Raw genomic sequence first — 11826 nt, 5'->3', positions numbered from 1 at the left:
CATCCTATCAGGCACTAAGACTGCGAAAAGTGGAAACTGCCATGGTGCGCATCCAGGATGAATATCACGGCATCGGCAGAACTCACCCGACAAACAAAATCCGCCAGATTCTTTATTTACGTGAATGGTTTGAAAAATATAAGAAAACGGATGATCTGACTCAGAGGTGATGAAATTTTTTTGCCACGGATATTCACTGATGTCCACAGCCGGCAAAGCCGCAACCAATATTTTGGAGCCACGGATTAACACCGATTCGACACGGATAAATGCATTTAATTGTAGAAATTTGTAAGTTAAAAAAGTGAAATTTAAAGCTCCATTTATTAAATCCGTGTTTATCCGTGGCTGCTTCTTATTTTTAAACTAAATCTGCTTCTACTTTATATCCATTCTCCTCGGCATACCGTCTGAGACTCCGTTGCAGCATTTTTCTGCCCCGGTGCAGTCTCGACATAACCGTACCCAAAGGGTGTGCAATCACTTCAGAGATTTCTTTGTAGCTTAGTCCCTCCACATCCGCAAGCAAGAGAACAATTCTATATTCCCCCGGAAGCTTGTCGATGGCAGCGTTAATTTCGTCGTCAAATAAATCATCGTAATCAAACCCGTTGTTTCTGTCGTTGAGCCGGTTCCAGAAACCCGCTCCTTCTTGCTTCAATTTGAATGAGACATTTTCAATTTCAATTTGTGCGGGCTGTTTCTGATTCTTGCGGTAAAAGTTTATAAAATTATTGGTGAGAATGCGGTAAATCCAGGCTCTGAAATTGGTCCCTTGATCAAATTTATGGAAATAGCGGAACGCTTTCAACGCCGTATCCTGAACCAAATCTTCAGCATCTAATTGGTTGCGGGTCATCCGCAGGGCGAGTGAAAACATGCCGTTTATATTTTCCCGCAGGAGAATATCAAATTCATAGTCGCGGCCGTTGTTTTTTGACTTAAATAAGTTCATCTGCACACCTTTTAATTTTCCTCAATCCCTTTAAATAAAACTCTTTCAAACGTAGAAAGTTGCTTGTTATAAAAAGCAGGCTCTTTGTTTAGTAGAGCCAGTAAATTTGCTCCCATGACATTACACAGAATTATCGCAGCAACGGATTGCTTGTCGATGTCACTTCTGAAAATCCGTTCCGATTTGCCCTGTTCGATTATGGCCTCGAGGATCGTCCACCAGTCTTTTATAATTTGGCTCAGCATTGTCGAAAATTTATCATTGACCTCCAGCATTTCTGTCGCCAAATTCAATAGCAAAATAGTTGGGCGAATTCCCTCAGAACTGTTACAGCAATCACCCGGGGCAGAAAACATCAACTTGAGGTTTTCCCTGGCATCTTTTCCTTCTTTCAGTTTAGGTAAAATCTCTTTTGCCCAACATTCTTTTAGCGACTCAATCACAGCAAGCACCAAACTCTCTTTGCTTTTAAAATGAAAATAGAAGCCGCCTTTCGCAATACCAGTCGCAGCTAAAATTTGGCTCACAGTGGTATGATTGAATCCGTTCTTTGTAAACAGAACGGTTGCTTTATCAATGATATGCTGTCGTGTTTTTTCACCTTTTGTATTCATCACAAAATATGTATCTGAAATTTATTTTTACAAAACAGACCAATCGGTCTTTTTATTCCCCTCCAACGAAAAAAGTGTTTTTAATTTAAAAATAAACTTCTATCAAGATTCTTAATCATAGTGTCGAAAATTAATAGTGATAAATCTCATCGTAAGAATTGCTTATAAAATTATCCATTGCGGGGCATCTAACCATTTGTAGTAATTGTTAAGGAAGTAATCATGATGTCTAAATTAAACCTCAAATTTGTTTTCATTTGCCTCTTGTTTTTAGCGCTTTTAATACAGTCAACGGCTGCACAAGAGCCTAGTGCAGAGAATCCGCTTGCTTTTCTCAAGCAATTAGTTGGTGAAAAATGTGAAGTTCATTTGAAAAACGGCGAGATGATAAAGGGCACCCTGTGGGTTTATGGAAATGACTACGTTTTCGTGAAAGTCAAAAAGGGGTTATTGTATTCGAAAACAGAAAAATACTATGCTTCGGACATTGACTTTATCAAAGACAAAGCTGCAAATCGTTATTACATGCCGAGTGTAGTTAGTGGAATAAATGAGAAGCCGCAGAAGAAACTCCTTATTAACCCAGATCAGTCTTATGAGAAGGAAGAGGCGAAACTAGAACAGGAATTTCAAGGAACCTTGAGATTCGTGAGTAAAGAGAAAAAGAAGAAAGAAAGTTATTCCGCACCTCCGCCGCCCTCAATGACTACCAACAATAAGACTAAGCCACCTGTGGCAAAAAAAACAAAAACTGCTTTAAATAAAAAAACTGAGAAACCAGGGACTGCCTTAAGTTATAAAACAGAGGAACCAAAAACTACCACACCAACTCTCTACTCAGCCAGACCAAAGACGACGAAAAAAGAGGCCAGGAAACCGGCAAAACCAACTTATTTTACCAAAAGGACGCCGGCAAAAAAGCAGAACATACAGAAATCTAAAACAGAACTTTCAAAGAAACATGAAAAGCTGCCACAAGAAAAGGAAGTAAAAATTGCTGCTGCGGAAGATAATTCCAAAAATGCACCGGCCTTTTGGAACCAAAAATTTGTGTTGTTGGGTTCAGGTGCATTGATTGTTGCAGCTCTATTTTTTTTCAAAATTGCCAGAGCAAGGTACCGCAAGCAATCTCTTTTCCCGACCCGCGTGATTGAGATTCAAGGTAAATATGGCGTCATTGACCACGGCAAAACGGACGGCATTAAAATCGACGATTTTATTCAAATTTACAAAAAGACGGGCAGAAAAATTCGGTACAAAGGTAAAATTAAAGTTAAAAAAGTCGGTGAAAACTATTCTGCGGTTGAATTGAGCAAAATTCAGCCCGGTGAGGAGTTGGAAATCAGTGACGTTGGCTTTCGGGATCGAAATTTATTTGTTGCTGCGTTTAAGCGATTCCGCATCATCACAAGCGCAAGCCTGCGCGGCTTAGCCAAAGGACTTCAATTTACCGCAAAGAATATTGACGTCAAGTCTGATGAGCCATCTGTTGATTTGAGGCCTGCTCGCGAAAGACAAAATAAAGATGTCAGAACCGTTGTTCCTCAAAATCAACGGGTAGTAAAAGTTACGCCGGGTCCGGTGACGACGGTTGAATCCTCTTTCACCTCTAAAGCCTGGGGTTTTGACGAGTAAATTTGATTCTGGAACTGCACTAAAAGTTTGCTTCCATTTGCTCACGGAACCTGTCCAGAAGACGTCTTTTCGAGCATTCCTTCCGGCCTGGCTAAGGGTGAAACAATCTGCTCCGCAAGCATGAGATTTCTTTCATCCCGCAAAGCAACGCGCAATTCGCAACGACATTTCTTGATTTTTGGGACAGCCCCAAGAGGCCGGCAGCCTGTCATAAGTTAGGACTATCATTCGGCGGGGTAAATTATCTTTTCTTATAGAAGGTTTACAAGCGAGTAATAATAAAATAACTTCATGAGACGTAGTTTCGGTTTAAAGCTATGGGCATTTTGTGTAAGCCGTTTCCGTGCACGTTCAACATAATAACTCTCGAATGAAGTAACAAATTGTTCAAAGCGGCTGAAATCCACTGGACCGAAACCAATTCTTACATCAAATTTTTCGAATTCTTTTAACGGCTTGAAAAAGTTATCGTAGTGGCCAGGGATCACATATTCTGGTTGGAGTGAAGCAAGGGTTCCTGATATGGTGTTATAATCCCTACGAGCGGCAATTCCCTGGATTAAAATATCCACATTACCAATTTCGTTTGAATGCCGCACTATCGGTGACTCAGTAAAAAAAATGCGTATGCCTTGATATTCAATCAAATAGCCGATTGAAGTATTGGATCGCATCTTGTAGCCCGTGCCCGTATAAGGTGGCTTGCCGTGAACAGTCCCCCCCAGGACTGCGGAGCCGAGGTAGTCATAACTAGAATGATCTGAAGCAAAAGCCGTTATCGTGAAATTGCCAAATGTGCCAACTTTGCAAGAGATGTTTCCGGAATTCTGCATACATGATTTCTTGCCGGGACTAAACGCTAATATTTTTGTCTGACTATCTTGCAAACCGCCTACTGCATCAACCCATTTTATCCCAACTCCCCGGGTATATCCCATGATTAAGTCATGAGCACTTTGACTACCAACTACCAGCGGTCTTGCTTTTGGGCTTGGATACTGTGCAAGGATATAGGGGATATCTTGCAAATGATCGTGGTGAGCATGCGATATTAAAACAACCTTTACGTTTTGCATTTGAAGTGGCGCCAGGATATAGTGTTTAACAGCGCTGGTGTCAATCTTAATAGTGTTTAAGAGTTGCACAAAAGTGGGGCGTGAGACAAAAGGATCAATTAAGATAACTGTAGAGTCGTCGCTAATTTCGTAGCCAGCCACACCTAACCACCGAATCCTCAAGCCTAATGGAGGCACTGTGGAGCCAGCCACTCTAGGCTCATCCTCGTTGTTAGCACTCGCTGAATCCCATTCTATGACAGGACCCTTTTGCGACGCAAATCCTTGTACTCTCGAGTATGAAATTTTGAATAAAGTGTCGTAATTACTGTTCGGGTGCCTACCGCAACAAAAAACGCCTGCCGCCAAAAGGATTGCAAAAGTCTTGTAGTGGTGGTTCCTACCCCACCAGTTATGTTTTTTCATCAAATTCAGAAAGAGTCAGAATAGAATATAGTCGGTGCTTTGTATTCTTAGTTACAAATCGGCCATCGCTGAAGATTTTGCGGGCGTAAGGTGTGATCGAGGGCACGCACATGTGCGTCCCCTACTAATTTCTAAACTCCTCATATAGTTCTAAAACACTTGGCACATACTTTCTGGTTTCGGGCCAAAGAATGCTGTCGAGTTTATTTTGTGCAAGCCACATACCGACTCTTTTTTCACCGCCATTATAAGCCGCCAGCCCGCCGTCTAATTCATATGTTTCAATTAAAGCTGAAAGATACCTCGAACCCATTCGAATATTATAAATCGGGTTGACCAACGTCTCCTCGGCGGATTGCCATTTAAAATTTTCATATTTGGCAAGCCACTCTCCGGTAGCCGGCATAATTTGCATGAGCCCAATGGCGCCAGCTCTTGACGCAACAGACGGGTCCCAGGTGCGGGCGCTTTCATGTGTAATTGTAGCACAAAGGAGTTCAACATCCAGGTTCGGATATTTGATGCTCATGTTATATATTTCACCCGCGATTTCCTGTTTCATTTCCAGTGGCATGCTCGGATTGAAACTATCAATTATGCCGATCACTTTTTCTTGTTTAACCTGACGTTCAGTGTCGGCCTTTACGAATGCCTGCAGCTTTTTAAGGGATGCTTCGAACTTAACAAGTTCGCGTTCGTCAGAAAATTGACGTCCCAGCAAAGCGCCTAAAAAAAATACCGTGAAAAATATTTGAAAACTCAAAACTCTCATATTACCTCATTATTCGTTACACCAATCATTACACCATGAATCATACGCAAAGTTAGCAAATAGGTTTCTTAATGTCAAGAAAAAATACCAAATATAGTATGTATGATGGGGAGAAGCTACTAATTATGGAATATCTGTTGAAAGGTCGAAGTGAAGGAAATTTCTAAATTGAGTGAATTTTTGGGGTGTTTAACTGGCTCTTTGGCGCCGCTTCCTGACCAAATCGGCAATCCAGAACGGACTGTAATAAAGGAAAAAGAACAAAAATGCAACCGGGATAAGGCTCAACAAGTACCAGGGCCAGGGGCCAAGATAATCATAGAGGGATTGTACTTTGGGTTTTCCAAAAAGATACATGTAATTGGTACCTAAAATCCAGTTTATGGGCGCAACCAGGGCGGCGTAACAAACCACCGCCACAAAGGCCCGCCAAATCGATTTCAAAACCGGACGATATTTGAACAGAACGGTCGCATAAATCACGCCTATGATTATCAAGCCGTGGCCAATAAAATAGTACAAAAAGTCGAAATGGGGAAAGCCATTTTCAATGGACGGCGTCATCATCGCTTGCAAAGCCCCGCCAAATCCCCAAAAATAGGTGAGCTCATAAAAAAAGTAACTACGGTTAATCAGCATGATTCCGGTAAGAATGGCAGCAAGATCGCATAAGTGCAGCGGAAGCTCATTTTGCCAATTCTGCAAGGAATCCCCTCTGACAAACGGTTCACTTATTTTGATGAATAGTAAAAAAATGCCAATGCTGACAGCAATGGTTCTGGTTATTTTTTCAGAATCTATTTTTTTAATTAGGAATGGTAAGCCCACAGTTAGCGCCGTGATGACAAGCATGACACTCAGGTGCTCGCCGCTAAACATTGTAAAAGGAGAGGCTTGGTTTGGAGTCATAGAGTTTTCAAATATGAACCTTTGCAGTCGAGAAAAAATCCACTCTGGCTACAGTTGCGGTATCGTCTGAAGATCATGGCACTCAGCCTGACTGTTCGGCATTTTCTGTGCTGTGCAATGTTCTGTATGATAGGAAGTTTTTCTTTGAAAGAATTAAATAAAAATCTCTTTTCTTTGCAAGAGAAAATCTTGGTTACCAGGTAGAATCTACTTCTTCACTGGCTGAATTTGTAGCAGCAAAGTGACTATCGGACTTCAAAGTTTCTTTCGAAGAAGTAAATTCAAGAAGGCTGGGCCGTTCGACATGGTAACTTGCATAACCGACCCGCCAGATCGGGCCCAACTATAAATGGAATTGAGGATGTGTAGACCGAATAAATATCGGCAAAAACGGACCTAAACTATTGTTTTTTTGTACACCTCAAAAAGTGGTTACGTTAAAGTTGCGTTATTTTACGGTGAAAGTGGTTGCCATAAAAAACGGCTCCCTATGGCAGCCGCCCAAAGAACAAATCTTTTCTCTTCGCCTTCTAATGGACTACCCTTTATCGACAGTTTTTGAGTAAAAACATGTGCCTGGCACAGTAATATTTAGAGCAATGTCCTCACATATTTAATATCATCCCAAATTAACCTTAGACATTGTTGAAGCATGTCCTGTGACTAGTTGAAACGTATGTTTCAGATAATATCATTTGTGTAAACCCAATATCCCTTCCCGGTGTTTTAAATAAAGCGTTGATTATAATAGAGCTAAAGATAAACAATTACTCGCGGATCATTTTTGGCAAAGAAGTTGCTCTGAGGTCGAGCCATTGTCAGAGACGAGATACTGATATTTTAATGAACTAGACTCCATAGCATTATCATGAAATATAGGTTTACCCCAATACTATTTATCTTCTGGTCATTATTTTTCACACAGCATGTGTTTTGTGCTCCATCCACAGAGAAAAAAAATATATCAGAACTCAAACGAGCCAATAGTGAATATCAGATAAAGCTAGAACTGATTAAAGAGGGTTTTAAAAATGTTGCGATTCTTTTGGACGATGAACAAGCAATTATAACCTACGAGAACATGCACTATCGGTACGAACTCAGAGCCGTCAAAAAGGTGATAAGGCTAGTCCTTCCTTTCTTGCAAGAAAAAGAAAGCATTTTGCTAATCCCACAAAATCGAAAGATCCCTTTGGTTCTCATCACCGTACCTGTAAAAAAATATCTTGATTTCTATGACGAGAGAATCTCAAACAACGATTTTGTAAAGGTAATTGATATTTCTTTCAAAGTTGATCCAACTTGGAAAAAAATTCGGAAAAAGCCTAGAGAAAATAATTCTAGTTACACGTTTGATTTTATTGTTCATCCTCAACTAAAAGCCCAGTTCGGTAATTATGATGATCCGGTTGAATCCCAGCTAAATCTGGTCCCGGAGCTTGGCACGAGTCTATGGCCTGGAATGCGTCTATCAGCCCAATTGATTATTCCTGTTCATAATGAGCTTAATGAGAAAGATAATTATTTTAGACCAGGCATCCTGACACTAAATCAAACATTTCGATTACCCAAGAATACTTTCTTGTCGACATCAGCGGGATATTTTACACATAATCGTTACGGTGCAGACCTGGAACTTAAAAAGTACCATAGCAACGGTTTATGGTCAATCGGCGCTAAAATTGGATATACTGGCACTGCTTCCTACACAAAAGGAGTTTGGTTTTATACTCCACTGAATGATTATACCACACTTTTAAATGCAGAATACCGCCTCCCTCAATATGACTTAAGCTTCAAAATAACTGTTGGGCAATATCTCTTTCGAGATAAAGGATTAAGGTTTGACATGATGCGTGAGTTTGGAGAGGTCAAAATTGGTTTCTTTGCATTGAAAACTGAGCAAGGTCGGAATGGTGGCTTCAAGTTTTCCGTTCCTCTTTTTCCAAAGAAATATCCGTCAAAAAAGTGGATTCGCATACATCCAGCTAAGGATTTTGCCTGGGAGTATCGTTATCGAGGCTTACAACTAGGCGGCACTGAATATAGTACAGGAAACGAAATAGAAGAGTTCATTGAACGCCTCAATCCCGCTTTTGTTAAAAGCCAATTTTCTAAACGGCTGAATCTACAAAATGTCAATTAATAATTACATAATTCACATTTATTAACTAATCCCAAAATAGGAGTGAAACATGAACCCTAAAAACCAAGTTTTCGCAATGTTGCTGACGATTGCCTGTTGTTCTCAATGGATGTGTAGTACGCAAATCATTGGACCGCAAGAGCCCTCGAAAATTCCGACCGCCGAAATTGTGGATGCGCTTGCGAACGCTAGAACACAAGCGGAAGCAAAATTAGCCATAGAGCATTTGCTCGACAAAACCGGTGTTGGAAGACCTATTATAGGGAGTCAATATAATGACTATGTCCTTCCAGATGGTTTTATTTCTGAATTAGCAGAAGATCAAGTGCTTTTTTTGAATGATAACGATTTCTCTTTAAGTTGGGGTGAGGTATTTGAAATCGAACAAGCCATTCCAGATGATGAATGGTTATCATTAGTTGACTTTGAGGACGTTGTTACCAGGTTTCGAGAGCAAGCAACCGCCGCTCTAGCAAACCCCGAAACCCCTAACAATGCGCTTTTACTGGTGATTGCCGCAGAAGGTTACGATGAAACTGATATCATGTCACCTATACAAGATTTATTATTTACAGCATGGGTGAATTATGAGTTTCAAGATCACACCGGATCTCTTCAAAAAGGGAAGCTGAAAAAGGTTAAAATTGATAGATTTCGCGTAGAATGTCCCAAAGGAAAAGTTAAAAAGGACAAGGCGCTGAAAATTGAAGTAGAATTCGATTCGAAAGAATTTAAGAAACTGAAAAAGTGTTTGAAAAAATGTAAGAAAGGCTACAAAAAGGACGTCAAGGATTGTAAAAAAGTCTTTAAGAAGGAGAAGAAGACATTAGGTGAAGCAACTGCGTGTGCCAACCTTAAAAACTGCATTGAAAATATTGCAAACCCCGATGTTCAGGCTTGTGTAACTGATTGCACAACCGAAGCTCATAATCAAGGTGGCGGTAGCTAAGTCCATTCTTTGTTGAAGGTTACCCAGGGTTATGTAATACTGCTGATGTTATGCCAAACAAAGATTTAACGATTGTTTTTAATGACGGAGGCGAGACAAGTATGAAAATCAACAAGAAAGGAACAATGTTTTTGGCGATACTCCTTGCGGTTATCATGGTCTGTCCTGCATTATCTCAAATTTCTGGTGTAAACGGTCTCATGACAATACCGACCGCAAAGCTTGCTGAAGATGGCGAGTTTCAGTTTGGTTTCGGATACTTACCAGCTAAATATTCTATCCTTCGTCAAAATGATTTTGGTGATCAGTTTTATTACATAACCCTAGGGTATCTACCTTTCTTGGAGACTTCGCTCGTCGTTGTCCGCTCAGACAAAGTCGGGAAGGCATGGGGCATCGGAGATCGCGTTATCTATCTTAGATTTAAGATTATATCGGAATCCAAGAAATTTCCAGCCATTGTTTTAGGTTTACATGATCCAATGGGCTTTATAGGTGAAGCACACGCCCAGCAATTTAATGCTTCTTACCTGGTCGCCACAAAGAGCCTTAACCTGTTTAATTCTCTGAATGTCGATCTCCATTTGGGCTACGGCGTAGACTGGGTCGCCTCTGCCCAGCACCAATTTGTGGGTTTTTTTGGCGGTGCAGAATTGTTTGCACCGTCATTTTTTTCCTTGATGCTTGAATACGATGCCGAAAAAATTAATGGGGGTATCCGGTTAAATTTGTTCAAACATTTCAAATGTACGATAGCCCTGCTAGAACTGGAAAAATTGCATCGTTATCGAGGCACCTTGGGTTTAGGAATTAAATACTCCTTTAGGCTCTAACTGAAGCACTAAATTCATCGAGCTTTAGGTTGTTCGGTTCTCCTTCCCATTCAAAATCAACTCCGCTACCCACTAAGTTTAGAGCCCGATTTGAGGATATAATCGTTTTCGTTAAAGTTGCGTTAAAATTTGAGAATTCTACAAATAAAAAATCTTCCCAAAAAGCTTTCTTGTTTATTGATTTTTAATGGTTTACGCTTATTATCCTTGCGATACTTTCCAATTAGACTCCTGGTTGTGTAGATCAACCTTGTCAAGATCTATTTCGGCTTGATGTTTTGATTTGGCCGCTGCCATAAAATTTCTTGCTTAAAAGTTGCTAACCCGTTGATGCTAATTCGTATTAAGCGACAGCCCACGTGCACTTACTTATCCGCCTGGCTATCCCTTCTGCTTATCATTAAATCATCGTCAAAATTCTTGGAAAAGTTCAATATTAAACCCAATCGGCAGGATGGAATTGGAAGGAACTATAAATATTTTAAATTTTGCGCCTAACTCATTCTCCTTACATAGTTTCAGCCAAAACTTTAATCAAACGCATGATATCCTCTTCGCTATTATATAAATGTGGCGAAACCCGCATGGCACTGCCGCGAATGCTGACAAAAACATTTTTCTCGGCCAGGCGCTGGAGAATCCCTTCCGGCAACCCCTGTGGGAAACGTAACCCCAAAATGTGCCCGGCGCGCTTTTGAGAAGGAGTTACAGTTAAGCCTAATTCTTTGGCCTGGGCAGCAAGGAGGCTCGTTAAATAAGACAGCGATTCTTGAATTTGCGGTACTCCCCATTCGTGAATCTGCCGCAAAGCGGCCACGACCATCGGCATCAGTGCAAAGTTGCTGCGCTCGCCAACATCGAAGCGGCGCGCGCCGGTTTGAAATTCATCCCGGTAATTGACAAGCCCGCCAAAGTCCTCACTGTTTTTCCGATTGATCCAATTGTGTTCAAGAGGGATTTTGTTCTGGAGATCCGGGCGTACGTATAAAAATCCAAAACTATAGGGACCGAGAAGCCATTTGTAAGCCGCCGTCACCAGAAAACTCGGCTTCATCTCTTTCACTGAAATCGGCAGCGCACCAAGGGATTGGGTCACATCCAGTACCAGCTCCGCACCTGTCTCCCGGCATTTTTCGGCGATTTTTTCCAAATGGATAATGCTGCCGTCTGTCCAGTGAACATTCGGCAGAGCAACCACTGCGGTTTTTTGATTGATGTGTTCAAGCAGAGCGGCCGTCCAATCCCAGTCCCTGGGTCGAGGCAGAGTAACCAACCGCGCATTTCTTGCCCGCGCCAGTTCCAACCAGGGATAATAGTTTGACGGGAACTGATCCTCGAGCACTACAATTTCGTCGCCTTCTTTGACAGCCACTAACTCGGCAGCTACGGCAATGCCGTAACTTACTGCCGGAATAATTGCCACGTCGTCGGCATTAGCACCAATGAGTTGAGAGAACAATTCACGCGCCTGCTCAGACTCGGTAAAAAAATCTTCCGGCCCGACTTTCCATGGGTGGCTTTTTCGTTTTACC

At 41.3% G+C, this 11826-nt stretch carries 11 protein-coding genes; 5 read left to right on the top strand and 6 right to left on the bottom strand.

Annotated elements, in window-relative coordinates; translation table 11 throughout:
- A partial coding sequence (locus tag IH879_11445) for a hypothetical protein (protein ID MCH7675549.1) occupies positions 1–170 on the top strand: 170 nt, incomplete at its 5' end.
- Positions 171–361: 191 nt separating this feature from the next.
- Here the strand turns inward: IH879_11445 and IH879_11440 are convergent.
- Both IH879_11440 and IH879_11435 read right to left on the bottom strand, forming a co-directional pair.
- Entirely contained in the window at positions 362–955 is a 594-nt protein-coding gene (locus IH879_11440) for a sigma-70 family RNA polymerase sigma factor (protein ID MCH7675548.1), read from the bottom strand.
- Between the two features lie 11 nt (positions 956–966).
- On the bottom strand, positions 967–1569 hold the full coding sequence (locus IH879_11435; GenBank protein ID MCH7675547.1) for a TetR/AcrR family transcriptional regulator: 603 nt from the start codon (positions 1567–1569) through the stop codon (positions 967–969).
- A gap of 225 nt (positions 1570–1794) precedes the next feature.
- Between IH879_11435 and IH879_11430 the strand changes: the two genes are divergently transcribed.
- Complete coding sequence (locus IH879_11430) at positions 1795–3204, top strand: hypothetical protein (protein MCH7675546.1); 1410 nt, start codon at positions 1795–1797, stop codon at positions 3202–3204.
- Positions 3205–3455: 251 nt separating this feature from the next.
- Here IH879_11430 and IH879_11425 read toward each other — a convergent pair whose 3' ends face one another.
- The 3 genes from IH879_11425 to IH879_11415 form a co-directional block, all read right to left on the bottom strand.
- Entirely contained in the window at positions 3456–4472 is a 1017-nt protein-coding gene (locus tag IH879_11425) for an MBL fold metallo-hydrolase (protein MCH7675545.1), read from the bottom strand.
- Positions 4473–4809: 337 nt separating this feature from the next.
- Entirely contained in the window at positions 4810–5457 is a 648-nt protein-coding gene (locus tag IH879_11420) for a transglycosylase SLT domain-containing protein (protein ID MCH7675544.1), read from the bottom strand.
- A 189-nt stretch (positions 5458–5646) separates the two neighbouring features.
- Positions 5647–6366, bottom strand: coding sequence for a TIGR02206 family membrane protein (locus IH879_11415; protein MCH7675543.1), 720 nt, complete (start codon positions 6364–6366; stop codon positions 5647–5649).
- 868 nt (positions 6367–7234) lie between these two features.
- Between IH879_11415 and IH879_11410 the strand changes: the two genes are divergently transcribed.
- From IH879_11410 to IH879_11400, 3 genes are read left to right on the top strand one after another with little or no spacing between them, the layout of a single operon-like run.
- The gene (locus IH879_11410; GenBank protein MCH7675542.1) at positions 7235–8512 is read left to right on the top strand and encodes a YjbH domain-containing protein; all 1278 of its coding nucleotides are present in this window, start codon (positions 7235–7237) and stop codon (positions 8510–8512) included.
- A 49-nt stretch (positions 8513–8561) separates the two neighbouring features.
- Positions 8562–9461: a hypothetical protein gene (locus IH879_11405; protein ID MCH7675541.1), complete on the top strand. Its 900-nt coding sequence runs from the start codon at positions 8562–8564 to the stop codon at positions 9459–9461.
- 50 nt (positions 9462–9511) lie between these two features.
- Entirely contained in the window at positions 9512–10294 is a 783-nt protein-coding gene (locus IH879_11400; protein MCH7675540.1) for a YjbH domain-containing protein, read from the top strand.
- A gap of 508 nt (positions 10295–10802) precedes the next feature.
- On the opposite strand, the gene IH879_11395 is transcribed toward IH879_11400, so the two are convergent.
- Entirely contained in the window at positions 10803–11753 is a 951-nt protein-coding gene (locus tag IH879_11395; protein MCH7675539.1) for an aminotransferase class V-fold PLP-dependent enzyme, read from the bottom strand.
- Positions 11754–11826: the final 73 nt, after the last annotated feature.

This window comes from candidate division KSB1 bacterium (assembly GCA_022562085.1).
Taxonomy (GTDB): Bacteria; Zhuqueibacterota; Zhuqueibacteria; order Oceanimicrobiales; family Oceanimicrobiaceae; genus Oceanimicrobium.
The sequence above is the reverse complement of the archived record's forward strand: the minus strand, read 5'-3'. Positions and strand labels throughout refer to the sequence as shown.